Annotated in this window: 21 protein-coding genes and 1 riboswitch; of the genes, 12 read left to right on the forward strand and 9 right to left on the reverse strand. The window is 66.6% G+C overall.

The window, feature by feature from the left end:
* Nucleotides 1–95: 95 nt before the first annotated feature.
* Nucleotides 96–3827, forward strand: a complete 3732-nt coding sequence (cobN, locus tag N5C91_RS12425) for a cobaltochelatase subunit CobN (protein ID WP_279829946.1) — start codon at nucleotides 96–98, stop codon at nucleotides 3825–3827.
* A gap of 174 nt (nucleotides 3828–4001) precedes the next feature.
* On the opposite strand, the gene N5C91_RS12430 is transcribed toward cobN, so the two are convergent.
* Both N5C91_RS12430 and N5C91_RS12435 read right to left on the reverse strand, forming a co-directional pair.
* Entirely contained in the window at nucleotides 4002–5099 is a 1098-nt protein-coding gene (locus tag N5C91_RS12430) for a 3-deoxy-7-phosphoheptulonate synthase (protein ID WP_279829947.1), read from the reverse strand.
* Nucleotides 5100–5401: 302 nt separating this feature from the next.
* A complete protein-coding gene (locus N5C91_RS12435; protein WP_256205205.1) occupies nucleotides 5402–5536 on the reverse strand; it encodes a hypothetical protein in 135 nt (44 codons plus the stop codon).
* 144 nt (nucleotides 5537–5680) lie between these two features.
* Between N5C91_RS12435 and N5C91_RS12440 the strand changes: the two genes are divergently transcribed.
* Nucleotides 5681–6688 (forward strand): AAA family ATPase, encoded by a 1008-nt coding sequence (locus tag N5C91_RS12440; protein WP_279829950.1) that lies wholly within the window; start codon nucleotides 5681–5683, stop codon nucleotides 6686–6688.
* A gap of 2 nt (nucleotides 6689–6690) precedes the next feature.
* The gene (locus N5C91_RS12445) at nucleotides 6691–7350 is read left to right on the forward strand and encodes a VWA domain-containing protein (protein WP_279830032.1); all 660 of its coding nucleotides are present in this window, start codon (nucleotides 6691–6693) and stop codon (nucleotides 7348–7350) included.
* Nucleotides 7351–7540: 190 nt separating this feature from the next.
* Here N5C91_RS12445 and N5C91_RS12450 read toward each other — a convergent pair whose 3' ends face one another.
* The 4 genes from N5C91_RS12450 to cbiE form a co-directional block, all read right to left on the reverse strand.
* On the reverse strand, nucleotides 7541–8164 hold the full coding sequence (locus N5C91_RS12450) for a glutathione S-transferase (protein ID WP_279829952.1): 624 nt from the start codon (nucleotides 8162–8164) through the stop codon (nucleotides 7541–7543).
* A 213-nt stretch (nucleotides 8165–8377) separates the two neighbouring features.
* Nucleotides 8378–9103 (reverse strand): cobalt-precorrin-6A reductase, encoded by a 726-nt coding sequence (locus tag N5C91_RS12455; protein ID WP_236172384.1) that lies wholly within the window; start codon nucleotides 9101–9103, stop codon nucleotides 8378–8380.
* Nucleotides 9100–10197 (reverse strand): cobalt-precorrin-5B (C(1))-methyltransferase, encoded by a 1098-nt coding sequence (locus N5C91_RS12460; protein ID WP_236172383.1) that lies wholly within the window; start codon nucleotides 10195–10197, stop codon nucleotides 9100–9102. Before N5C91_RS12460 ends, N5C91_RS12455 begins: the two co-directional genes overlap by 4 nt.
* Nucleotides 10198–10263: 66 nt before the next feature.
* A complete protein-coding gene (cbiE, locus tag N5C91_RS12465; protein ID WP_279829955.1) occupies nucleotides 10264–11466 on the reverse strand; it encodes a precorrin-6y C5,15-methyltransferase (decarboxylating) subunit CbiE in 1203 nt (400 codons plus the stop codon).
* 67 nt (nucleotides 11467–11533) lie between these two features.
* Nucleotides 11534–11774, forward strand: a riboswitch (cobalamin riboswitch).
* Between the two features lie 86 nt (nucleotides 11775–11860).
* On the opposite strand from cbiE, the gene cobG reads away from it, so the two are divergent.
* From cobG to N5C91_RS12500, 7 genes are all read left to right on the forward strand, one after another.
* The gene (cobG, locus tag N5C91_RS12470; protein WP_279829957.1) at nucleotides 11861–13207 is read left to right on the forward strand and encodes a precorrin-3B synthase; all 1347 of its coding nucleotides are present in this window, start codon (nucleotides 11861–11863) and stop codon (nucleotides 13205–13207) included.
* Nucleotides 13200–13826: a precorrin-8X methylmutase gene (locus N5C91_RS12475; protein WP_279829959.1), complete on the forward strand. Its 627-nt coding sequence runs from the start codon at nucleotides 13200–13202 to the stop codon at nucleotides 13824–13826. The genes cobG and N5C91_RS12475 overlap by 8 nt, the downstream gene beginning before the upstream one ends.
* Nucleotides 13826–14566 (forward strand): precorrin-2 C(20)-methyltransferase, encoded by a 741-nt coding sequence (locus N5C91_RS12480; protein ID WP_279829961.1) that lies wholly within the window; start codon nucleotides 13826–13828, stop codon nucleotides 14564–14566. The genes N5C91_RS12475 and N5C91_RS12480 overlap by 1 nt, the downstream gene beginning before the upstream one ends.
* On the forward strand, nucleotides 14566–16215 hold the full coding sequence (gene cobJ, locus N5C91_RS12485; protein WP_279829963.1) for a precorrin-3B C(17)-methyltransferase: 1650 nt from the start codon (nucleotides 14566–14568) through the stop codon (nucleotides 16213–16215). Before N5C91_RS12480 ends, cobJ begins: the two co-directional genes overlap by 1 nt.
* Before the next feature lie 303 nt (nucleotides 16216–16518).
* Nucleotides 16519–17016 (forward strand): sigma-70 family RNA polymerase sigma factor, encoded by a 498-nt coding sequence (locus N5C91_RS12490; RefSeq protein WP_279829965.1) that lies wholly within the window; start codon nucleotides 16519–16521, stop codon nucleotides 17014–17016.
* Nucleotides 17013–17987 (forward strand): FecR family protein, encoded by a 975-nt coding sequence (locus N5C91_RS12495; protein WP_279829967.1) that lies wholly within the window; start codon nucleotides 17013–17015, stop codon nucleotides 17985–17987. The genes N5C91_RS12490 and N5C91_RS12495 overlap by 4 nt, the downstream gene beginning before the upstream one ends.
* Nucleotides 17988–18119: 132 nt before the next feature.
* Nucleotides 18120–20564 (forward strand): TonB-dependent siderophore receptor, encoded by a 2445-nt coding sequence (locus N5C91_RS12500; protein ID WP_279829969.1) that lies wholly within the window; start codon nucleotides 18120–18122, stop codon nucleotides 20562–20564.
* A gap of 162 nt (nucleotides 20565–20726) precedes the next feature.
* On the opposite strand, the gene N5C91_RS12505 is transcribed toward N5C91_RS12500, so the two are convergent.
* On the reverse strand, nucleotides 20727–20915 hold the full coding sequence (locus N5C91_RS12505; protein ID WP_236172374.1) for a hypothetical protein: 189 nt from the start codon (nucleotides 20913–20915) through the stop codon (nucleotides 20727–20729).
* Between the two features lie 349 nt (nucleotides 20916–21264).
* Here N5C91_RS12505 and N5C91_RS12510 point away from each other — a divergent pair, with 349 nt between their 5' ends.
* Nucleotides 21265–22569 carry a hypothetical protein gene (locus N5C91_RS12510; protein WP_236172373.1) on the forward strand — a complete coding sequence of 435 codons (1305 nt, stop codon included), beginning with the start codon at nucleotides 21265–21267 and terminating at the stop codon, nucleotides 22567–22569.
* 35 nt (nucleotides 22570–22604) lie between these two features.
* A complete protein-coding gene (locus N5C91_RS12515; RefSeq protein ID WP_236172372.1) occupies nucleotides 22605–23141 on the forward strand; it encodes a M15 family metallopeptidase in 537 nt (178 codons plus the stop codon).
* Nucleotides 23142–23242: 101 nt separating this feature from the next.
* On the opposite strand, the gene ssb is transcribed toward N5C91_RS12515, so the two are convergent.
* Nucleotides 23243–23740 (reverse strand): single-stranded DNA-binding protein, encoded by a 498-nt coding sequence (gene ssb / locus N5C91_RS12520; RefSeq protein WP_017521888.1) that lies wholly within the window; start codon nucleotides 23738–23740, stop codon nucleotides 23243–23245.
* An 18-nt stretch (nucleotides 23741–23758) separates the two neighbouring features.
* Complete coding sequence (locus N5C91_RS12525) at nucleotides 23759–25147, reverse strand: MFS transporter (RefSeq protein ID WP_081517085.1); 1389 nt, start codon at nucleotides 25145–25147, stop codon at nucleotides 23759–23761.
* Nucleotides 25148–25325: the final 178 nt, after the last annotated feature.

The following is a 25325-nucleotide window of genomic DNA, read 5'->3' on the forward strand; positions in this document are numbered from 1 at the left end:
TAGGAGCGAGCTTGCTCGCGAACCAACCTCCGCAGCGGGGCATGGTTCGCGAGCAAGCTCGCTCCTACAACAGAGCCCTTTACCGAGCGAGTTCCATGCACCTGCTGCGCACCCAACCCGGCGGCTTCGTTCCCGACGACGGCATCGCCGACCTGGCCCAGACGCCTGCTGAGCTGGTGATCCTCTGCAGCGGCGATTCGCACCTGGCGCTGCTCGCCGAGGCCGCTCGCGAGCTGCCGGCGGACTACCCGAGCCTGCGCCTGGCCAACCCCATGCAGCTGCAGAACCACGCCTCGGTGGACCTCTACGTCGACGAAGTGCTGCAGCACGCCAAGGTCATCCTGATCTCCGTGCACGGCGGCGTCGGCTACTGGCGCTACGGCATGGAGCAACTCGCGGCACTGGCCGAACGCGGCATCACGCTGATCGCCGTACCCGGCGACGACAAGCCCGACCCCGAACTGGCCGCGCTGTGCAATGTGCCCACGCAGGACGCCGAGCGCCTCTGGCAGTACCTGCGCCAGGGCGGCATGGACAACGCCCGGCAATTTTTCGCCTGCCTCGCCACACGCCACCTGCAACGCGACTATCCGTGGAGCGAGCCGCAGACGCTGCCCCGCGTCGCGCTCTATCACCCGCAGACCGGCAGCTGCGACCTCGCCCGCTGGCAGGCCAACTGGCACCCGGAGTGCCCAGTGGCCGCGTTGCTGTTCTATCGCACGCACCTGCAGGCGGCGAACACCGGCTTCATCGATACCTTCTGCGAGCGCCTGCAGGCCCAGGGCATCAATCCGCTCCCCATCGCCGTGGCCAGCCTCAAGGAATCCGCTTGCCTGGAGACGGTGGAAAACCTGCTCGATAGCGCCGATGCCGAGCTGATCATCAACACCACCGGCTTCGCCCAGTCGAACCCGGAATCGCCGCAGGAGCGTCCCTTCCGCCGCGACGTGCCGGTGCTGCAAGCCATCTGCTCGCTGGACAACCACGACCTCTGGCGCGCCAACCCGCAGGGCCTCGGCCCGCGCGACCTGGCCATGCACATCGCGCTGCCGGAGCTGGATGGCCGCCTGATCACCCGGCCGATCAGCTTCAAGGGCCTGGCCTGGCGCAGCGAGCGCAGCCAGAGCGACGTGGTCTGCTACCTGGCGCACCGGCCGGGCATGGATTTCGTCGCCGAACTGGCGCGGCGCTGGATGCTGCTGGCACGCAAGGCCAACGCCGACAAGCGCGTGGCGCTGATCCTGGCGAACTACCCGACCCGCGACGGGCGCATCGGCAATGGCGTCGGCCTCGACACGCCGGCCGCCGCATTGAACATCCTGCGTGCGCTGGAGGCCCAGGGTTATCCGGTCGCCGGCCTGCCCGATTCCGGCACCGCGCTGATCCAGCAACTGCTCGGCGGCGTCAGCAACGACCTCGACAGCCTCGACCTGCGCCCCTGCGCACAGAGCCTGGCGCTGGACGACTACCTCGCCTGCTTCGCGCGCCTGCCCGAAGCCAACCAGCAAGCCGTGCGCGAGCGCTGGGGCGAACCGCAGCAGGACCCGATGTTCCGCAGCGGGCGGATGATGGTCGCCGGCCTGCGCTTCGGCCTCGGCTTCGTCGGCATCCAGCCGGCGCGTGGCTACCAGCTGGACGCGGCGGCGATCTACCACGATCCGTCGCTGGTGCCGCCCCACGGCTACCTCGCCTTCTACTTCTGGCTGCGCGAAGTGTTCGGCGCCGACGCAGTGATCCACGTCGGCAAGCATGGCAACCTGGAATGGCTGCCGGGCAAGGGCATCGGGCTCTCCGAGGAGTGCTGGCCGGATGCGATCCTCGGCCCGCTGCCGAACCTCTACCCGTTCATCGTCAACGACCCCGGCGAAGGCGCACAGGCCAAGCGCCGCGCCCAGGCGGTGATCATCGACCACCTGATGCCGCCGCTGACCCGTGCGGAAAACTACGGCCCGCTGCGCGACCTCGAGCGCCTGGCCGACGAGTACTACGACGCCTCCTTGCTTGACCCGCGCCGCGCCAGCGAACTGCGTGGCGACATCCTCACGCTGGTGCGCGATACCGCGCTGGACCGCGAGCTGGGCTTGCAGTTGAGCGACGACCCGGAAAGCTGGCTGCCGCAGCTGGACGCCTACCTCTGCGACCTCAAGGAATCACAGATTCGCGATGGCCTGCATGTGTTCGGCGAATCACCGGTGGGCGAGTTGCGCCGCGACACACTGCTGTCGCTGGTGCGCATCCCGCGCGGCGATGGACGCGGCGGCAACGCCAGCCTGCTGCGGGCGCTGAGCGAAGACCTGAAGCTCGGTCGTGATCCGCTGGACGAAGCCTTCGCCGAGCCGTGGGAAGGTCCGCGCCCTGATGTGCTGACCGCCGTCAGCGACGAACCCTGGCGCAGCAACGGCGACACCCGCGAGCGCCTGGAGCTGTTCGCCCTGCGCCTGATCGAAGGCTCGGCCAGCGCTCCCGGAGACGCCAGCGCGGCGGTCCTCGCGCAACTGCACCAGCAGATCGCGCCCACCCTCGACGCCTGCGGCGCCAGCGAGATCGGCCACCTGCTCGCCGGCCTCGCCGGCCGCTTCGTCCCGCCCGGCCCCAGCGGCGCGCCCAGTCGCGGACGGGTCGACGTGCTGCCCACCGGGCGCAACTTCTTCACCGTCGACGTGCGCAACCTGCCCACGCCCACCGCCTTCCGCCTCGGCTTCCAATCCGCCAGCCGCCTGCTCGAACGCCACCTGCAGGACCACGGCGACCACCTGCGCCAGCTCGGCCTGTCGGTGTGGGGCACGGCGACCATGCGCACCGGCGGCGACGATATCGCCCAGGCACTCGCGCTGCTCGGCGTGCGCCCGGTGTGGCAGGCCGGCAGCCAGCGCGTGGAGGATTTCGAGATCCTGCCGATCAGCCTGCTCGACCGCCCGCGGGTGGACGTGACGCTGCGGGTGTCCGGCTTCTTCCGCGATGCCTTCGCCAACCTGATCCGCCTGTTCGACGCCGCCGTGCAGGCGGTCGCCGCGCTGGACGAACCGGACGATCTGAACCCGCTGGCGGCCCGGGTGCGCGCCGATCAGGCACGCCTGCTGAGCGAAGGTCTGGAAAGCGCCGAAGCCCGCCGCCAGGCAGGCTGGCGCATCTTCGGTGCACAACCCGGCGCATATGGCGCAGGCGTGCAGGGCGTGATCGAGTCGCGCCAGTGGGACAGCCGCGCCGACCTCGCCGAGGCCTACCTGAACTGGGGCGGCTATGCCTACGGTGCCGGCGATGACGGTACCCCGGCGCGCGAGCGCTTCGCCCAGCGCCTGTCCGGCCTGCAGGCGGTGCTGCACAACCAGGACAACCGCGAGCACGACATCCTCGATTCCAACGACTACTACCAGTTCCAGGGCGGCATGCTCGCCGCCGCCGAGGTCATTCAGGGACAATCACTTTCCAGCTACCACGGCGACCACAGCCAGCCGGACAACCCGCGCATCCGCACGCTCAAGGAAGAACTGGGCCGCGTGGTGCGCGCGCGCGCGGTGAACCCGAAATGGATCGCCGGCATGAAGCGCCACGGCTACAAGGGCGCCTTCGAACTGGCAGCGACGGTGGACTACCTGTTCGCCTTCGACGCCACCAGCGAACTGGTCGACGACCACCAGTACCGCCTGCTGGCCGACGCCTACCTGCTGGACGACGACACCCGCGAGTTCATCCGCCAGCACAACCCCGAAGCCCTGCGCGACATCGCCGAGCGCCTGGTGGAAGCGCAGCAGCGCGGGTTGTGGGAAGAGCCGGGGGAATACCGCGAGACGCTGGAGAATCTGCTGGTGGACAGCGAGGAACAGTGAGGAATTTCCAGTTTTCGTAGGATGGCGTGGAGCGAAGCGATACCCATCAATTCCTGCACCAGCAGCATGGGTATCGCTTAGGCTCCACCCATCCTACAAACTGAAGAAGACTGTTGCCCCCACACAAAACGCACCTCCAGTGCGGCATGGCGCATTAACGTGTAGGAGCGAGCCTCAGCCGCGACGCAGGCGCTCGGCCGCGTTCAGCAACAACGCCTCGGTACCGCTCCAGCCCAGGCAGCCGTCGGTGATCGACACGCCGTAACGCAGCTCGCCGGACAGCGGCTGGCAGCCGTCGAACAGGTGGCTCTCCAGCATCACGCCACGCAGCGATGCGTCGCCAGCCAGGCGTTGGTCGAGCACGCTGTCCAGTACCGCCGGTTGGCGCAGCGGGTCCTTGCCGCTGTTGGCGTGGCTGCAATCGACCATGATGCTCGAGTCGAGACCGAGCTTCTCCAGCCCCTTGCGAATCTGCTGCACGCTGGCCGCGTCGAAGTTCGGCCCGGCGTGCCCACCGCGCAGCACCAGATGGGTGTCCGGGTTGCCCTGGGTCTGTACCAGCGACGGGCGGCCCTGCGCATCGATGCCGAAGTGCTGGTGCGGGTGCGCTGCCGAGCGCATGGCATCGGTGGCGATGCCGATGCTGCCGTCGGTGCCGTTCTTGAAGCCCACCGGCAGGTCGAGGCCGCTGACCATCTCGCGGTGTACCTGCGATTCACTGGTGCGTGCGCCGATGGCGGCCCAGCCCAGCAGGTCGTCGAAGTAGCCGGCCACCAGCGGTTGCAGCAGTTCGGTGGCGACCGGCAGGCCGCGTTCGAGCATGCCCAGCATCAGCCGGCGCGACAGTTCCAGGCCGCCGGCCATGTCGCCGCTGCCATCCAACTGCGGGTCGTAGACCAGGCCTTTCCAGCCGATGGTGGTGCGCGGTTTCTCGACGTAGGCGCGCATGACCAGCAGCAACTGGTCACTCACTTGCGGGGCGAGTTCGGCGAGGCGGTCGGCGTATTCGAGGGCGGAGACAGGGTCGTGCAGCGAGCACGGGCCGATCACTACCAGCAGGCGTGGGTCGCGGCCATCGAGTACGGCGCGGATCGCGTCGCGGCCTTCGCGGACGCGGTGGGCCATGGCGGCGGACAACGGCAGGTGCTGACGCAGTTCGGCGGGGCTCGGCAGCGGCTGTTCGCGGCGGCGAGCGGAAGGCAGCGGCAGGTCGAGGACTTCGGCGGTGGCTGCGTGTGCTTGGCGGATCAGGGTGGAGGTGGAAGCGTTCATCTGACTGGCATCCTTGGCCGGCGCGGTGGTCGTTCCGCGCTCGGCGCTCTATCTAAGTGTTCGTGGCAAGGCTCGTTGGGTGGCACGCAGCGCGCTGCTAAATCGCCAGTCGGAGTTGCGGTAATAGCGGTAGTCGATGGTGTAGGCGGTCATGTGTCGATCCTCTGTCTGAGCGTTTTCGCTCGTTTCAATGCGTTGGGCCTTGTGGGCTTTGAAAAACAAAAACCCCGGTCGGGTTGCCGACCGGGGTTTTGGGAAACTGTCTGGTTGGCGACCCTGCTTGCTAGGGCGCCTGTGGGGTATCAGGCGCGCCTTTGGCTAAACCAATACCCATAGAAGAAATAACCGGCAGCAGCGGCCAGGACCTGCGCGCGAGCGACCACGGAGCCGATGGCACCGAGGCGGGCGAGGGACTGGATGGACAGGCTGGACGGCATGATGTTCTCCGTGGAAGTGGGACCAAGTTACTGCATCGCGGCGTGCCGATCAATGACTTGGCTCTATCGTTCCGATGGACATTGGTCGCACCTCCTGCGCCCGGTTCGCTACCATGCACGGACGAAATCCGCAGGAAATCCCCCATGAGCGCCCTTCCCCACTTCCCCCTGGCCGCCGTCGTCGGCGCCGATGAGCTGAAGCTGGCCCTGTGCCTGGCGGCCATCGACCCCGCCATCGGCGGCGTGCTGATCGAAGGGCCGCGCGGCATGGCCAAGTCCACCCTGGCGCGCGGCGTGGCCGACCTGCTGGACGGCGGGCGCTTCGTCACCCTGCCGCTGGGCGCCAGCGAGGAGCGCATCGTCGGCACCCTCGACCTGGAGGCGGCACTGGGCGAAGGCCGCGCGCAGTTCTCCCCCGGCGTGCTGGCTCACGCCCACGGTGGTGTGCTCTATGTGGATGAAGTGAACCTGCTGCCTGACCACCTCGTCGACCTGCTGCTCGATGTGGCCGCCAGCGGAGTCAACCTGATCGAGCGCGACGGCCTGTCCCACAGCCACCCGGCGCACTTCGTGCTGATCGGCACGATGAACCCCGAGGAAGGCGAGCTGCGCCCGCAGCTACTGGACCGCTTCGGCCTCAAGGTGCAACTGCACGGCACCCCGGCGCCGACCGAGCGCGCCGAGATCGTTCGCCGCCGGCTGGCCTTTGATGCCGATGCGCAGGCGTTTCTTGCGCAATGGCAAGCCGCACAACAGGCCCTGCAACAACGCTGCATCGATGCGCGTCTGCAAGTCGCGGCGATTCCATTGGCTGACGCTGCTCTGGATGCCATCGCCGAGCGCTGCCATGCCGCTGGTGTCGACGGCCTGCGCGCCGACCTGGTCTGGCTACGCGCTGCCCGCGCCCACGCTGCCTGGCGCGGTGCCAACGCCATCGACGCACAGGACATCGATGCGGTGGAGCACTTCGCTCTCGCCCATCGCCGTCGCCATGCACCACCGTCATCGAACACACCGCCGCAGACTGCGTCGAGCGCGTCCCAAGCGCCGTCTAATGAATCCAACGGCGAAGGCCAATGGGGTGAGCTCCCCGCCCAGAACGTCGCCATGGGCGAACGCCGGCAGCTGACGGGCTGGCCAAAAAAGCCCTGAGCATCCGCCCGCGCCAGGCCACAGGCGCGGATGCCAACCCCCGACCTGGCCAGCTCGCCGGCGGCCGCAGCGGCGCCCGCCAGCCGGGCGCGCACGGCCGTGTCGACTGGCCCGCGACCCTGCGCAACGGCCGCCCGCAATGCCGCGCCGAGCTGGTACTGCGCGCCCGCAGCCGCAAGCCCGGTGAACTCTGGCTGGTGATCGTCGACGCCTCCGCCAGTACCCGCCGCCACGGCGCCCTCACCCAGGCCAAGGGGCTGCTTGCCGACACCTTCGAACAGGCCTATCGCCGACGCGCGCGCCTCGCCGTGCTGCATGCCACCGGCGCGCAAGCGCGTTGGCTGTGGCAGGGCCAGAAGGCCTCTGCTCAATTGCAGGAGTGGCTGGAGCAACTCGGCGCTGGCGGCGGCACGCCGCTGATCGAGGCGCTTGAGCAAGCCCGCGAGTGGCTGGACAAGCGCCAGCGACAGAAACCGGGCGAGCGCCAGCGCCTGCTGGTACTCACAGATGGCCGCCTGCGCGACTGGCCGGCATTGCAGCCGCTGGCTTGCCCGGCGCTGGTGGTGGATATCGAGGGTGGCGCGGTGCGGCTTGGCCGTGCGGAAAAACTGGCGCAGGAACTGGGCGCGGAGTATCGGCCTATTGGTGAACTCCCTGCGTGAGTCACCAAGAGTCACCAAGAGCCCCTCACCCTAGCCCTCTCCCAGAGGGAGAGGGAACAGTCCTGCGTGCTCTGTTCGAGCAACGTTCGCCGGCTGACGCCGATACATTGCCCCACTCAAAACGCCCCCTCCTCCCCCAGGGAGAGGGCTGGGGTGAGGGTTATCCCCTGGCACCGAATTTCCGCTCATCTCAAGGTTCCCCATTGCGCCCATGCAACAGGAACCCAGGCCGTTCGCTCAGCCGCTCGTAGTAGGCGGCGACTGCGGGCAGTTCCGGGCGCTGCATGGGCGTCAGGTACCAGCGGTTCACCGACAGGCCGAGCACGACATCGGCAAGGCTGAAACAGGCCCCGGTGACATAGCTGCCAGTACGCTGCAGCTGCCGGTCCAGCAGGGCCATGCAGTGGTTCCACTGCGCCTCGCTCAGGGCGATGGCGGATTCGTCGGTATGGCTGGGGCTGTTGCGTACGCGGGCCATGAACACATAGCGCCAGGCGCTGTTCAGTTCGGTGGCCTGCCAGCCCATCCATTGCTCCACCAGCGCCCGCTCGCGCGGCGAGGTCGGCAGCAATTCGCCCCGCGGGTACTGGGTGGCGAGGTAGCTGCAGATGGCGTTGGATTCCCAGAGCACGAAGTCGCCGTCGACGAGGACCGGCACCATGGCGTTGGGGTTGAGCGCGATGAATTCCGCCGAGGCAGTAGAGCGGAAGCCCGTGCCCCAGTCTTCCCGCTCGTAGGGCAGGTTCAGTTCGGCGCAGGCCCAGAGCACCTTGCGCACGTTGATCGATGAAGCGCGTCCGAGGATACGCAGCATGGTGTCACTCCCTGTGAAAACCGGGGCCCAGCATAGAGCCAGGTGCGCCGGCGGAGAAGAGACGCTACAGCTGTAGGAGCGAGCTTGCTCGCGAACCACTACGAAGCGGTGAACTCCCCGGAACAGGTCGCCCCACAGAGCCATCCTCGTGGCTCAGTGGCAGAAGCACTGGCGGCTCGGAGAAGGCCGATGGGTTCGCGAGCAAGCTCGCTCCTACAAAAGGCGACCCTCCAAGGCAGCCCACAGCGAGTCGATGCTGTCGAACTCGCAATCCACCGCGGGCAACAATGGCCGCGCCAGGATCAGCACTGGCACGCCGCGCTCGCGGGCGACCTGCAGCTTCGGCTCGGTGGCCTGGCTACCGCTGTTCTTGCTGACCAGCACGTCGGTGCCCAGACGATTGAACAACTCGCGCTCGCCCTCCAGGGTGAACGGGCCGCGCGCGCCGAGCACCTCAGCCCGCGCGGTGCCAGGCTGGCTTTGCAGACAGCGCACGGTCCAGTGCTGGTGTGCGGGAATCTCGTCCAGGTGCTCCAGCGGCTCGCGCCCCATCGTGAACAGCGGACGGCGGAAATCCTTGAGTGCCTCGATCAACGCAGGCCAGTCGGCGACCTCACGCCAGTCGTCTCTTGCCCCAGCCTGCCAGCCGGGGCGACGCAGCGCCCAACAGGGCACGCCAGCCAGTTGCGCGGCGCGGGCAGCGTTGGCGCTGATCTGCGCGGCATAGGGATGGGTGGCGTCGAGCAGCAGGTCGAAGCCCTGCTCGTGGATAAACTGGCCAAGACCTTCGGCACCGCCGTATCCACCGACGCGCACCTCGCAGGCCAGATCATCCGGCACCTTGCCCAGACCGGCGAGGCTGTACAGGTGTTGTGGCCCCAGACGGCGCGCAATGCTCAGCGCCTCTCCGATTCCGCCCAGCAGCAATATGCGCTTCATCGCGCCTCCAACGCCTCGCCCACCAGGTTGCCCTGGCGGTCGATGGCGAAGACTTCCAGTTGTACGTCGGCCGGCACGATGCGCCGGGCAAAGGCCAGTGCACGGGCACAGACTGCATCGCCCAGGGCGACGCCCTCCGCGCGGCACAACGCCAGCGCCTGCTGGCTGGTGTTGGCCTCACGCATGCGCTGCTGCAGGTCCGCCGAAGCGCCGACTTCCGCGGCCCACTCGGCCAGCTGTGGCAGGTCGATGCTGGAGTGACGGCTGTGCAGGTCCATGTGGCCTGCGGCGAGCTTGCTGATCTTGCCGAAGCCACCGCAGACACTGAAGCGCGCCACCGGGACCTTGCGCAGGTGCTTGAGCGCGGCGCCGGCGAAGTCGCCCATCTCGATCAGCGCGGTGTCGTCGAAACCGTAGCGACGGCGCATGGCGTCCTCGCTGGCGTTACCGGTGCAGGCGGCGAGATGACGGAAGCCGTTGGCACGGGCGACATCGATGCCCTGCTGGATCGAGGCGATGTAGGCCGAGCAGGAGAACGGCCGGACGATGCCGGTGGTGCCGAGGATCGACAGGCCGCCAAGGATGCCCAGGCGCGGGTTCATGGTCTTCAGCGCCAGCTCGGCGCCGCCCTCTACGTTGATGGTGACCTCGAAGCCACCGGCATAGCCGCACTCGGCCGCCAATGCCGCGAGGTTGTCGCGCATCATCTGGCGCGGCACCGGGTTGATCGCCGGCTCGCCCACTGGCAGGACCAACCCCGGTTTGGTGACCGTGCCGACGCCAACGCCGGCATGGAAGCGCACGCCGGGCTCGACGCCCAGCGTCACGCGAGCGAAGACCAGCGCACCGTGGGTCACGTCAGGGTCATCACCGGCATCCTTCAGCGTACCGGCCTCAGCCCCCTCGGCGGTGCGCCGGCAGAACTCCAGGCGCAGCGTCGCGTTGCGCTCTTTCGGCAGGACGATCTGCGCGGCATCCAGCGCTTCACCGGTGAGCAACAGGCGCGCGGCGGCGAGGCTGGTCGCGGTAGCGCAACTGCCGGTGGTGTAGCCGCTGCGCAGCGGGCGGGGTTCTTCGGGCGTCTCGTCACGCATAACGAGCAGCATCGTAGGATGGGTGGAGCGAAGCGATACCCATGCAGTCGCGGTACGAAAAACGCTTCATTCCTTCCAGACTTCCAGCAGGGTGATCGGCAACGCCGCGCGCCAGGTATCGAAGCCGCCGAGCGGTTGCGCCTGTGATACCGACAGACGGGTCAGCTCGCCACCCACGCGCTCGCGCCAGCTCACCAGCGCCGCCTCGCTCTGCAGGGTCACGGCATTGGCGACCAGCCGGCCGCCGGGCTTCAGTTGCTCCCAGCAGTGCTCGAAGATGCCGGGCAGCGTGACACCGCCACCAATGAAAATCGCGTCGGGTCGCTCCAGCCCCTGCAGCGCCTCCGGAGCAGCCCCGCAAACCAATTGCAGCGCCGGTACGCCGAGGGCATCGCGATTGAAGCGGATATGCTCCTGGCGCCCTTCGTCGGCTTCGATGGCCAGCGTGCGGCAGCTCGGATGCGCACGCATCCATTCGATGCCGATGGAGCCGCAGCCGGCGCCGACGTCCCAGAGCAGCTCGCCGGGCTTCGGCGCCAGCCGCGCCAGGGTCACGGCGCGCACATCGCGTTTGGTCAGTTGGCCGTCATGGCGGTAAGCGTCGTCAGGCAGGCCGGTGGTCAGTGGCAGACGAACCGCGCCCATGCCGGCGACGCACTGCACAGCCACCAGGTTCAGCGCAGCGGTCTCGCTCTGCGACCAGTCGCTGGCGAGCCCATCGATGCGGCGCTCCGCCTCGCCACCCAGGTGCTCCAGCACGCTGAGGCGACTTGCACCGAAGCCCCGCTCGCGCAGCAGCGCAGCGATGGCCGCCGGGCTGTCGCCATCATTGCTGAGGATCAGCAGCTTCGTACCGTCGTGGATCTGCGCGTTGAGTGCGGCCAACGGCCGCGCCACCAGCGACAGCAGCGTGCAGTCCTGCAACGCCCAGCCCATTCGCGCGGCGGCGAGCGAGGCAGAGGACGGCGCGCTAAGCACGAGCATTTCCGCGGGCGGAATCTGACGGGCAAGGCTCGCGCCAACGCCAAACAGCATTGGATCACCGCTGGCCAGGACGCAGGTCGGCTCGCCGCGCCGGCGCAGCACCGGTTCCAGGCTGAACGGGCTCGGCCAGGCCTGGCGGCGGGCGCCCAGGCAGTGCGGCAGCAGCTCCAGCTGGCGCGGTGCGCCAATCACTTCGCTGGCGGCAAGCAGGGCTCGGCGTGCGGCCTTGCCGAGGCCGGCATAACCGTCCTCGCCGATGCCGACGATGGTCAGCCAGGGCGTCATGAAATGTCCTCAAGGGTGCGACGATCGATCCGACGGGCAGGCTTTTCCTGACATCGGGCAAAGCAGGCATAATACCCGCTTCGTCGGTGCTCGTAGGACGCTTCGCCTTGATGGCGAGGTTTCTCAGAGCCGAAGAGGGAACACGGTTAAGCCGTGGCTGCCCCCGCAACTGTAAGCAGCGAGTCCGCGCAATGCGGCGACACGAGGACGAGGTTCCGTGCCGCCGGCCAGGCCACTGGGCAACCGGGAAGGCCGCGCTGGATGAGGACCTGCCAGCCAGGAGACCTGCCGACGAAACCAGTCGCGCGTGCAGACATCGAGCGGGGTGTATCGGTGTCGTGAAATCCCCCCTGGGGGATTCGCAGGTCACCGCGACCCAGCCCTGGTGACCTCAGTGCAAGACTCCTCAGCCCTGCCCGTCCGCCCGCATGCCTGCCCCGGCCTGCTGCGCATCGTGGCCTCCCGCGATGGCGGCATCTGCCGTATCAAGCTGCCCTGTGGGCAACTCGACGCCCGCGCCGCGCGCGCCATCGCCCAGGCCGCCGAGCGCCATGCCGACGGCGTACTGGAAGCGACCAACCGCGCCAACCTGCAGATTCGCGGTGTGCGGTCTGGCGCCGAAAACGCGCTGAGCCATGAACTGTTGGCCGCCGGCCTCGGCCCGCGTGAACTGGCCTCGGACGATGTGCGCAACCTGCTGGTCAGCCCGGCGCTGGGCCTGGATGCCTCGGCGATTGTCGACCCTGCGCCACTGGCCTGGCAGTTGCTCGACCTGCTGGAGCGCACCCCGCGCTTCCACGGTCTGTCTCCCAAGTTCGGCATTCAGCTGGACGCCGGCGAAGCGCTGGCGATGCTGGAGCACCCCAATGATCTCTGGCTGTCGGCCATGTCCGACGACGCGGCACCGCTGTTCGCCTTCGGCCTCGCCGGTTGCCCGCCGCAGCGCGAGACGGATCGCCCCGCCCTCGCCGCCGTGTCTGTCGAGCAAGTACCACTGCTGGTGGAAAGCCTGCTGCACCTGTTCCTCGATCTCGCCGGCGACGGCCAGACGCGCATGCGCCACCTGCGCGAGATGCTCCGCGACGAAGTGCTGCTGGAACGCCTGCAGCAACGCCTGCCCTTCCCGCTGCACCTCGGGCCGGCCGTGGATGAGTGGCGACGTCCTGTACCGAAGGCTTTCGGCCATCTCGGGATTCAGCCGCAGCGCCAGCCGGACCGCGCCATGGTCGGTGCGGGATTCATCCTCGGACGCCTGGATAGCGCCATGCTGTTCGGCCTGGCCGATCTCGCCGAGCGCTTCAGCGGCGGACAGCTGCGTCTGACGCCCTGGCAAAGTCTGATCCTCCCTGACGTAGCGCAAACCGATGCCGCCGTCGTCCTCGGTGCGCTGGCCAACCTCGGCCTGGTGATCGACGCCGCTCAACCGCTCTCGCGCATCGTCGCGTGCAGCGGCTCCACGGGTTGCGCACGCGGGCTGGCCGACACCAAGGCCGATGCCCTGCGCCTGGCCGCACGCCTGCGTCACACGGCGCCGGCCGGCGTACACCTGTGCGGCTGCCCGCGCTCCTGCGCCGCCGCCCACGTTGCCCCCTACACCCTGCTGGCCGTCGCCGACGGCCGCTATGACCTGTTCCGTCGCACCGATGGCGTAGCCGGATTCGGCCTGCCGCTGGCGCGCAACCTTTCCCTCGATGCCGCGGGCGACCTGCTCGCCGCACCCGGAGTTTCCACCGATGCTTGATTACATCCGCGACGGCCAGGCGATCTACCGCCAATCCTTCGCCACCATCCGCGCCGAGGCCGATCTCACTGGCATCCCCACCGACCTGGAAAAACTCGCCGTGCGGGTGATCCACGCCTGCGGCATGGTCGACGTCGTGCAGGACCTGCGATTCTCCGCTGGCGCCGGAGCCATCGGCCGCGCGGCGCTGGCCGCTGGCGCGCCGATTCTCTGCGACGCGCGGATGGTCGCCGAGGGCATCACCCGCGCCCGCCTGCCGGCACACAACGAGGTGATCTGTACCCTCAACGATCCGGACGTCCCGGAACTCGCCCGCGAGCTGGGCAACACCCGCTCGGCGGTGGCGCTGGAGCACTGGCGTGAGCACCTCGAAGGCAGCGTGGTGGTGATCGGCAATGCGCCGACCGCACTCTTCTACCTGCTGGAAATGCTCGACGCCGGCGCACCGAAACCGGCGCTGATCCTCGGCTTCCCGGTGGGATTCGTCGGTGCCATGGAGTCCAAGGACGCCCTCGCCGCCGACAGCCGTGGCGTGCCCTACGTGATCGTGCGTGGTCGTCGTGGCGGCAGCGCGATGGCGGCCGCAGCGGTGAACGCCCTGGCCACGGAGGTGGAGTGATGACCGGCCGCCTCATCGGCCTGGGCGTCGGCCCGGGTGATCCGGAACTGCTGACCCTCAAGGCCCTGCGCCTGCTGCGTGCATCGCCGGTGATCGCGTACTTCGTGGCCAAGGCCAAGCACCACGCCGGCCAGGGCGGCAACGCCTTCGCCATCATCGAGCAACACCTGCTCGATGAGCAGCAACGCCTGCCGCTGGTCTACCCGGTGACCACCGAAAAGCTGGAGCCGCCGCTGACCTATGAAGGGGTGATCAGCGACTTCTACGACACCGCAGCCGCTCAGGTGGCCGAGCATCTGGATGCCGGCCGCGACGTGGCGGTGATCTGCGAGGGCGACCCGTTCTTCTACGGCTCCTACATGTACCTGCACGACCGCCTTGCGGATCGCTATGACACCGAAGTCGTGCCCGGCGTCTGCTCGATGCTCGGCAGCGCGGCGGTGCTCGGCGTGCCGCTGGTGTACCGCAACCAGAGCCTGTCGGTACTTTCCGGCGTGCTGCCGGAGGACGAACTCAAGCACCGCCTGGCCGACGCCGATGCGGCCGTGGTGATGAAGCTCGGCCGCAACTTCGACAAGGTCCGCCGTGTACTGCGCGAGCTGGGCCGTGACAGCGGCGCCCACTACGTCGAGCGCGCGACCATGCGCGAGCAGCGCATCGTTGCGCTGGATGACGTTGACCCGATGGCCTCGCCCTACTTCTCGATGATCGTCATCCCCGGCCAGCGGTGGAACGGTTGATGCGCGCCGCTATCGTCATTCTCGGCCAGGGCGCGTTGGCCACGGCCCGGCGCCTGCAGGGCGTTTATCCACAGGCGCGGGTGATGGGTCTGAAAGACCGCGTCGAAGGTGCCGATGAGTCCTACGCGAACTTCGGCGATACCCTGCGCCAGCTTTACCGCGACGACACCCCGATCATCGCCCTGTGCGCTGCCGGCATCGTCATCCGCACGCTCGCCCCGCTGCTCGCCGAAAAGGTTGCGGAGCCACCGGTACTGGCGGTCGCCGAAGATGGCAGCGCCGTGGTGCCGCTGATCGGCGGGCTCGGCGGGGTGAACCGCATGGCCCGCGAGATCGCCGCCACGCTGGAAGTAGCGCCAGCGATCACCACCAGCGGCGAGCTGCGTTTCGGCGCCTGCCTGCTCGACCCGCCGGAAGGTTACGCCCTGGCTGATATCGAACAGGGCAAGCGCTTCGTCGCCGACCTGCTGGGCGGCGACACCCTGCGCATCGAGGGCGATGCGCCCTGGCTGGACGTACTGGACCTGCCGCTGGCCGAAGACGCCGCGCACACCCTGCGCATCGACGCCCGCGCCGAAGGCATCGCGCAAAACGAGCTGCGCATCCATCCGCGCGTCGTGCTCGCCCATGTCACGCTGGTGGATTCCCAGCTACCTGAGCGCATTCGCCAGGGCCTTGCCCAGACGGGCCTGGCGGAAGGTGCGTTGGCAGCGGTAATTGCGCCGCGCTGCCGCATGGCCGACCCGGCGCTGGCCAGCGCCGCCGCCGAGATGGGTTTACCGTTGCGCTTCATCGCTCCGGATGAAACGCTGCCGCCGGAGGTGCTGCATGGCGACTCCTTCCACCTCCACCGCGCCGCTACACCCGCTGAAGCCGAAGGCATTGGCCAGCCACGCGGGCGGCTCAGCGTGATCGGCCTCGGCCCCGGCGCCAGCGACTTCATGATCCCCGCCGTACGCCGCGCACTGGACGAAGCCCAGGACCTGCTCGGCTACGAGACCTACGTGAAGATGGCCGAGCCCCTGCGTGACGACCAGGTGCGCCACTGCACGGATAATCGCGAGGAAATGCAGCGCGCCCGCCACGCCTTCGAACTGGCCGCCAGCGGGCGGCGCGTCGTGGTGATTTCCTCCGGAGACCCCGGGGTATTCGCCATGGCCGCCGCGGTAATGGAAGCCCTGCACGAGAGCGAAGACCCGCACTGGCATGGTGTGGAGCTTGAGGTGCTGCCGGGCGTATCCGCCGCACTGGCCGCTGCCGCCAAGGCCGGTGCACCGCTGGGGCACGACTTCTGCCTGATCTCCCTGTCAGACAACCTCAAGCCTTGGGAAACCATCGAGAAACGCCTGGACCATGCCGGTGCCGCCGACCTGGCCATGGCCTTCTACAACCCGATCTCCAGGGCGCGACCGTGGCAGTTGGGGCGCGCGCTGGAAATCGTCCGCCGCCACCGCACGCCGGAAACCCTGGTGGTGCTCGGCCGCGACATCGGCCGCCCGGCGGAGGCGCTGCGCGTCGTCACCCTCGGCGAGCTGACGCCGGAGATGGTGGATATGCGCACCCTGGTGATCATCGGCTCGTCGCTGACCCGGCGCTTCCCCCGTGCCGGCGGTGGCGACTGGGTGTACACCCCGCGCTGGTATCGCTGACGGTCAGTTCCTCGAGCCGCAATCGTCTGCGACAGCCGCCGCAGGATGGCGCGGGGCGAAGCGGTACCCATCAATTGTCCTGCCAATCAGGCGATGGGTATCGCAAGCTCCACCCATCCTACGAACTGCGCAGATCTGTAGGAGCGAGCTTGCTCGCGAACGGATTTCCCGGCAGCTCCGGTGCCAAGCAGTTCGCGAGCAAGCTCGCTCCTGCAAGAACGGTCCGGTTTCAGACACATCTTGCAAATGGCCATCGCCTTGTTGAAAATGCGATAAATTATCATTTGCAACCTTTGCGCGCCCATGTCCTCGACCTTCGACGTCCAGTCGCTCTACAGCGACCATCACGGCTGGCTGCACAACTGGCTTCGCGGCCGGCTGGGCAATGCCGCCGATGCCGCGGACCTGGCCCAAGACACCTTCCTGCGCGTATTGCTCAGACCCGAGCGCGTCGAGCTGCACACCCCGCGCGCGTTCCTGCGCACCGTCGCCCGCGGCCTGGTGATCGACCACTGGCGTCGCCAGGAGCTGGAGCGCGCCTACCTCGACGCCCTTGCCCATCTTCCGGAGGCGCAGGTGCCGTCGGCAGAAGAGCAGCACAGCATCCTGCAGTTGCTGGAGAACATCGCCCGCCTGCTCGACGGCCTCAAGCCGAAGGTGCGCAACGCTTTCCTGCTGGCCCAGTGCGAAGGCATGCCCCACGCGCGGATCGCCGAGGAGCTGGGCGTCTCGATTCGCTCCGTGGAGCGCTACATCGCCGAGGCGCTGTTCCACTGCTACCAGCTGCGGTACGCCGAGTGAGCGGCGCCAGCGCCACGCCCGATCCACGGGTGGTGAAGCAGGCCATCCAGTGGACCCTGCGGCTCAACGGCAATGCCGATCCCGAGCTCCTCAGCGCCTGCGAGCACTGGCGCCAGGCCAACCCCGAGCACGAAATCGCCTGGCTGCGGGTGCAAGCGCTGAACAGCGAGCTGGCGGCCGGCTACCAGGCCGTACCGGGCGCACGGGTGGTGCTGGAGACCCTGGAAAACTCCACTCAGCGTCTGCAGCGACGCCAGGCGCTCAAGCTGCTCTCGACCTTCGCCGTCGGCGCCTCTGCGCTATGGCTGGCCCGCGAAGTCGCACCCTGGCAACGCTGGATGGCGGACTTCAGCACAGCGGTGGGCGAGCGCCAGCGCTTCACCCTGGCCGATGGCAGCGTGCTGCAACTGAACACCGACAGCGCGGTGAATGTGCGCTTCGACTCGAGCCAGCGTCTGCTGACCCTGGAACGCGGCGAAATCCTCCTGAGCACGGCGAAGGACACTTCACGCCCACTGCGGGTGAGCAACCGGGATGGTCTGTTCGAGGCGCTGGGTACGCGGTTTGTCCTGCGCCAGGACGAGCGCAGCACACGCCTGAGCGTCGAGGAAGGCTCGGTGGCCATCGCTCCGCGCGTGCGCGGCCGGACCACTGCCATCGCCGAGTCCGGACAGACTTTCGAGATCAACGGCGACAGCGCCCTTCTGGCCGAACGCAGCAACATGGACAGCGCCGCCTGGGCCGACGGCCTGATCGTCACCCGTGACATGCGCCTGGCCGACTTCCTCGCCGAAATCGCTCGCTATCGACACGGGCACCTGCACTGCGATGCCAGCGTGGCCGACCTGCGCCTGTCCGGCGTGTTCCGTCTGGATGACACCAACCAACTGCTCGCCCTGCTGCCGCAGACCCTGCCAGTGCGGGTGGAGAAGCGGACGGACTGGTGGGTGACGGTGAATGCCCGCGGCTGAGAATTCCGCTCCTACACACGGCCCTCAAATAATATTTCTTCGCAATCGAGAACTATTTTTGTCGGGTTTCACCGCCTCGGCCGGCAAGGAGGAATACCCCGATCATTTCCCTTGTCCCCGGAATCCCCAAACATGCGAGCCGTTCACGTCCCGATGCCCTCCCCCGCCCTGCCCCGCGCCAGCCGGCTGGCCCATGCCGTGCGCGGCGCGCTGCTCTGCGCCAGCCTGGGAGCCAGCCTGCCGCTGAGCGCCATCGCCGCCGATGCCGCGACTGTCACCAGTAGCCGCGCCTACGCGATTCCGGCCGGGCCCCTGGGCGAGGTACTGAACAGTTTTGCCCGTGAGGCGGGAATTACCCTGTCGGCTACTCCCGAGCAAACCCGTGGCCTGAACTCGTCCGGGCTGAACGGCACCTACTCGGTGGATCAGGGCCTCGGACGCCTCCTGGCGGACACCCCGCTGGAAGCCGTGGACCAGGGCAACGGCAACTTCGTACTGCGCCCGGCTGCCCCCACCGATGTGCTGGCCATGCCCTCCAGCGACGTGTTCGCCCTGGGCAACGCGCTGGGCGAGGCAGACGGCTACCTGGCGACCCACAGCCAGATCGCCACCAAGACCTCCAAGTCCCTGCTGGAAACCAGCCAGAGCGTCTCGGTGATCACCCGCGAGCAGATCGACGACACCGCGTCGAAGACCGTGCAGCAGGCGATCCGCTACACCCCGGGCATCTTCACCGGCCAGGTCGGCGCCTCGAACCGCTACGACTACATCGTCATGCGCGGCTTCGCCGACAACAGCGTGGACAACATCTACCTCGACGGTCTGAAGGCCATGGGCGACAGCGGCACCTTCAGTTCGATGCAGATCGATCCGTACTTCCTCGAACGCATCGACGTGCTCAAGGGCCCGTCTTCGGTGCTCTACGGCCGCAGCCTGCCCGGCGGCCTGGTGGCGCTGACCAGCAAGAAGCCGCTGTACGAGGACTACCACCAGATTACCGGCACCGTGGGCAACATGGGCCAGAAGGAGATGGGCTTCGACTTCAGCGGCCCGCTGGATGAGGAAAAGCGCATCGCCTACCGCCTGGTCGGCCTGGGCAAGGGTTCGGACACGCAGTTCGACCACGTCAAGGAAGAGCGCTACGCCATCGCCCCGACCCTGGCCATCGACTTCAGCGACGACACCACGCTGACCCTGCAGGGCTACCTGCAGCACGATCCGAACGGCGGCTACCACGGGGGCGTGCCGGCGGATGGCGCGCTGTTCCACCACAACGGCCAGAAGATCTCCCGCGAACTCTTCGATGGCGAACCGAGCAAGGACGACTTCGACCGTACGCAGCGCATGTTCGGCTACCAGCTGGAGCACCGCTTCGACGACGTCTGGACCGCGCGGCAGAACTTCCGCTACCTGGACTCCGACGTCGACCTCTCCCAGGTCTATGCCTACGGCTGGACCGCGCCTGGCGAGAACACCCTGAACCGCTACTTCTCCGGCGCGAGCGAACACCTGCAGGCGTACATCATCGATAACATGGCCCAGGCCGAATTCAACACCGGCGCCGCCAGGCACACCCTGCTGATGGGCCTGGACTACCAGAAGCGTCGCACCACCGTGGACTGGCGCTCGGGCTCGGCGCAACCGCTGGATGCCTTCGACCCGCACTACGGCAACGACGCCATCAGCTACTACCCCGACGACAACCATACCCGCCGCCTGGAGCAGACCGGCGTCTACCTGCAGGACCTCATCGACATCGACAACTGGCGCTTCTCGCTGGGCATGCGCGAGGACTGGGTGACGGTCGAGGACAAGAACCGCAGCAGCGGCAGCAAGGCCGACGACGACTGGAAGAAGTTCACCGGGCGCATCGGTGCGCTGTACCTGTTCGACAACGGCATCGCGCCGTACATCAGCTACTCCGAGTCGTTCAACCCCAACGCCTACTCCGACCAGTCCGGTACGCCGCTGGAGCCGACCGAGGGCAAGCAGTGGGAAGCCGGCCTGAAATTCCAGCCCGAAGGCAGCCGCAGCCTGTACACCGCGTCGCTCTTCCACATCACCCAGGAGAACGTCGCCTCGAAGGAGCCGCAGGACAACTTCTACACCTCCGTGGGCGAAGTGCGCTCCCAGGGCCTGGAACTGGAAGCCCACACCCAGGTCACCGACAACCTCAAGGTGCTCGGCAGCTACACCTACACCGACATCACCTACACCAGGTCGCTGGACGGCAACCAGGGCCACACGCCGAACCAGGCGCCCAAGCACATGGCCTCGCTGTGGGCAGACTATGGCTTCAACGCCGGCCCGCTGGACGGCCTGACTCTTGGCGGCGGCGCCCGCTACGTCGGCGAGACCTGGGCGGACAAGGAAAATACCCTGCGCGTACCGGACTACACCCTGGTGGATGCGCGTATCGGCTACGACCTGTCCCGCATCGGCCTGAAAGGTCTGGACGTCAGCCTCAACGCCAACAACCTGCTGGACAAGGACTACGTGGCGTCCTGCTACAGCCTGGACTTCTGCTACTTCGGCGAAAAGCGCAATGTCACCGCGACGGTGAACTACCAGTTCTGACCGCTCGCCGCCCAACTCGCCGGGTTGCGCTTTTTGTAGGAGCGAGCTTGCTCGCGAACGCGTCACACCGCGCCAACCCGGTTCGCGAGCAAGCTCGCTCCTACAGGCAAACCTCGCACTCATTAGCCCCGTGGCGCGGCCGGCGCCACGGTCTTTTACCCTTTAGAACTCCGCCGCGTGGCGGTAGCGCGCTTCCAGTTCCAGGGATACTCGATAGGCTTGCGCCTCACCTTCGGTGTGGAAGATACCGACCAGCTGGCCTTCCTGGTGCACATCCCAGCAACGCCCGCCAAGGGCGCGGAACTCGCGGGATTTATGGTCGTCGTCACGCTCGGTCACTGTAATGCTCATGTCTTTTCTTCTCCGGTGTTGCCGTACATCAAGGCAGCTCCAGAATCATTCAGTTAGCCAGCTAATTAAATAGTCGATTTCGAGAAAGACTTTTACAAGACTTCGCCGAAACGAGCGTACCAAGTTTCGCCACTGCACTCGCGCGAAGAGAGAGTCCAATCAACTTTAAAACACGTCGTCGCGAACACTTTACAGGTATTGTTTCAGCCACTTTACATAGTCGCGAAACATTGGAATTGGCTGTATTTCAACTTCAACTAAGCCCTTGGATTATTTGCTTGAAAGCCAAACCAACCTGAGCTTGCCTTAAACACTCGAAGTGTCATCAGGCTTGCCAGGGAGATTCATCATGAACGGAGTATCAGACCCGCCCGGCGACCCCACGCCCAACCCTCCGCCACCACAATCCAGCCCCACCGAAGACGGCTGGCCGGCCTTTGCCACGCCGATTATCTGCACCGCCATCGTGATCGGCTTCATCCTGATCCTGTTCGGCTGGCTGGTGGCAAGGTTCGCTCCGTTCAGCTGGATGCTGGAAACCTTCATTGTCTGCACAGGGCTGAGCATCATACTGGGCGCCTTCGGTGCCCGAGCCAAAGTCAAGGTGCTGGGCGAGGCGGGAGTGCTGGTAGGGGTTGCCGCTATCGCAATCATTATCTTCGTGACCCTGATCAACCAGATGTCCGACCGCTATGTCCACATCAAACTCAGCGGTGACATTCAGCCGAAACAAGTCAAGACCGTCGAACTGTATGGTGACAATCAATACCCTGGAAGTCTGCTGAGCAACCGCAACTCCTGGAGCTTCTATATATTCGGCAGGGAAATCAGAAGTCCGACCGTCGACCTGAAGATAGTGTTCACCGGTGAGGAAGATCTGGAGGCCGACTTCGGCTGCATCAAATCGGAGCAGATCACTCCGTATCTTGCTTCCGGGAAGACCATCCACTGGAAGTATTCGAAGAAGAACAATCGCCTGGTCAATGTGGAAACCAACCAGGTCGTCGGCATCATCGGCTGTGAAACACCGGAGGATTTCGCCCGGCAGCCTGCAACCACCAGGCAGATGATCGCCTTCAGGATGATCAACGAGGCCATGGCCGACGACGAAGTGCCTGCGAACGACGCGAAGATTCAGGACCTCATCGCCGACCTCGACTCCGACAGCAGTCTCGTCAGGCGTGACGCACGAACCCGGCTGGGCGAATCCGGCGTACCGGCCATCGAGCCGTTACTCGATAGCTTCAGTCAGCCCAACGTCAGCTACCGCACCCAACTCGGCGCGCTGGTAGCGCTCAACTCGATGGCCCGGCAGAAAACCGATGCCGAGACATTCAAGGCCGGGATAAGCGACGTCGAACTGGAAGAGTTGGTCGGCGCGACTGCCCACAACGATGAAACCCTGCGCAAATACGCTTCCGAGTTCCTCTACCGGATCGGCGACCCACGCGCCATCACGCCCGCCCTGAACAAGTTCCCGTCGTCTTCGGCCAACGGCAAGTACAACCTGCTGCTGGTGATCAAGGGATCGCTTGCGCAAGCCAGCCCGGAGCAGAAGCAGGCATTGGCGGAGAAAGTCGAACAGCTGAAGTCCGTCGAAACACCAAAGACCAACCAGTTGATCGAGGACATCCTCACTGAAGTGTCCAACTGATTCCTGAGCGCCCTCTATTTCATTGGAGACGAATCATGGCCGCCGACCTGAATGAACTCGTAGCGGAATTCCGTGACAAGGTGACTGTACTGCTTGGCGCATGCGCCAAGGCGGGCGTCACCATGCGCCCGAGCACCGGGCTGCGAGACCCGCTGGAACAAGGACGACTATGGAGGCAGTCGCGGTCGATCGAGGAGATCAGCGAGAAGATCAAATCGCTGAAGCAACAGAAAGCCCCGTTTCTCGCCCACTGCATCGAGTCGGTCGGGCCACAGGATGGCAAGCACGTCACCAATGCCATTCCGGGGCTTTCCTGGCATCAATGGGGGGAAGCGCTGGATTGCTTCTGGCTGCTGGACGGCAAGGCGGAATGGTCCACCAAGCGCCTCGTCGGCGGACAGAATGGTTACCAGGTGATGGCCAACCTGGCGGAGTCCGTCAAACTCGACGCCGGCGGGCACTGGCCGAAATTCAAGGACTGGCCGCACCTGCAATTGCAGAAGGCCGGCAGCCCGCTGCAGGTCCACGATCTGGCCGCGATCGACAAGGCCATGCAGCAGCGATTCAGCTGAAGCGCTATTTCCAGCGGCGCGATGGGTCGGCTGGGCACAACAAAAACCCCCTGGGACTTGCGTCGCAGGGGGTTCGGTGAAGCTGGCTGGCGATCGTTCCGTCAGAACGGAATATCGTCGTCGAAGCTGTCGTAGTCCGGAGCCGGTTGCGGCGCAGGCTGGGACTGCTGCTGCGGCGCAGGACGCTGGGCCTGCTGCGGACGCTGCTGCGGCTCGCGGGGAGCGCGCGGAGCATCGTCACCACCGGCGCCCGGACGGCCGCCGAGCAGCTGCATGTTGCCGTTGATGTCGACCACGATTTCGGTGGTGTACTTGTCCTGGCCGTCCTGACCCTGCCACTTGCGGGTACGCAGGCTGCCTTCGACGTAGATCTGCGAACCCTTGCGCACGTACTCGGCGACGATTTCCGCCAGGCGACCGAAGAACACCACGCGGTGCCACTCGGTACGTTCCTGCTGCTGGCCGGTCTGCTTGTCCTTCCAGCTCTCGCTGGTGGCCAGGGTGACGTTGGTCACCGCGTTGCCGTTGGGCATGTAACGGGTTTCCGGATCGCCACCGACGTTACCCACCAGAATGACTTTGTTAACCCCACGGGCCATGACGCTCTCCTAAAGGCTTCAGCACGTCGCCTGCTCGGCGCCAGCGAGGCGCTCGAGGGACGTGCGATCAACTTGTTGGGAATCCACTTTGACATAAGCGGCCGCTTCTTCAGCGACCACCATCACATCGCTCACACCGGGCAATGCCTTGAAACGCTCAGCCAACGAAGCATCGCGCAGGGCCTCATCGGAAAGAGGCAGGCGAATACTCGTTACATAAGGCGGTTCACGCATGGTAACAGCAATCGCCAGCCAGATGGCAGCCAGCACCGCGCAGCCGATGAACACCCCGTCGAGCCCGCCGTGCTGGAACATCCAGCCACCAAGAATGCCGCCAACTGCCGCGCCGAGGAACTGGCTGGTGGAGTACACGCCCATCGCCGTGCCCTTGCCGCCGGCCGGCGACACCTTGCTCACCAGCGAAGGCAGCGAGGCCTCCAGCAGGTTGAACGCGGTGAAGTAGACGATGATGCCGAACACCAGTTCCTTGAGGCTGTTGCCGAACTCCCAGAAGAACAGTTCGCAGAGCATCAGGGTCGCCACGGCGCCGGTCAGGACGCGCTTCATCTGACGCTTCTTCTCGGCGTAGATGATGAACGGGACCATCCCGAAGAAACCCACCAGAAGTGCCGTCAGGTAGACCCACCAGTGTTCTTCCTTGGGCAGACCGGCGCGCTCCACCAGCGCCAACGGCAGTGCGACGAAGCTGGCCATGAGGATGGCGTGCAGCACCAGGATGCCGGCGTCCAGGCGCAGCAACTCGCCGTTCTTCAGGGTCGGCAGCAGCGACTGCTTGGCCACGCTGGACTCGCGGTGCTGCATGCGATGGTCGGGCGTCGGCACGAAGAACAGGATGATCAGCATGCCGACCAGGGCCATGCCGGCGGTGAACCAGAACAGCCCGTGCAGGCCGAACCAGTGGGTCAGCACAGGGCCGGCGACCATCGCCACGGCGAAGGACACGCCGATGCTCATGCCGATCATGGCCATGGCCTTGGTGCGGTGCTGCTCGCGGGTAAGGTCGGAGAGCATCGCCATCACCGCCGCGGAGATCGCCCCGGCGCCTTGCAGGACGCGACCGGCGATGATGCCCCAGATGGAGTCGGCATTGGCCGCCAGCGCGGCGCCAGCGGCGAACACCAACAGGCCGACGACGATGATCGGGCGGCGGCCGATACGGTCGGACAAGGTGCCCAGCGGGATCTGCAGGATCGCCTGGGTCAGCCCGTAGGCGCCGATGGCCAGGCCGATCAGCGCCGGGGTGGCGCCCGCCAGGTCCTGGCCGTAGGTGGCGAGTACCGGCAGGACCATGAACATGCCGAGCATGCGGAAAGCGAAGACCAGGGACAGGCCGGCGGCCGCGCGGGTTTCGGTGCCACTCATGCGCTCAGTGTGGGAATCGTGCATAGGCCCCTCATGGAAAGACGAAAAACGGGAATGCGCTACATTGCCCCCGTGGCGACGCGCCTGCCGGGCCCTGCGGGGCCGGTTGTCGCCAACGCCGAAAAATAGCCGCGCATTCTATCAGCCCAACGGTCCAACGGCACACACGCGCTACTTTGCCGCGTGCCGGAAACGCCCCGTA

Source organism: Pseudomonas sp. GD03903 (assembly GCF_029840045.1).
Classification (GTDB): domain Bacteria; phylum Pseudomonadota; class Gammaproteobacteria; order Pseudomonadales; family Pseudomonadaceae; genus Pseudomonas; species Pseudomonas pseudonitroreducens.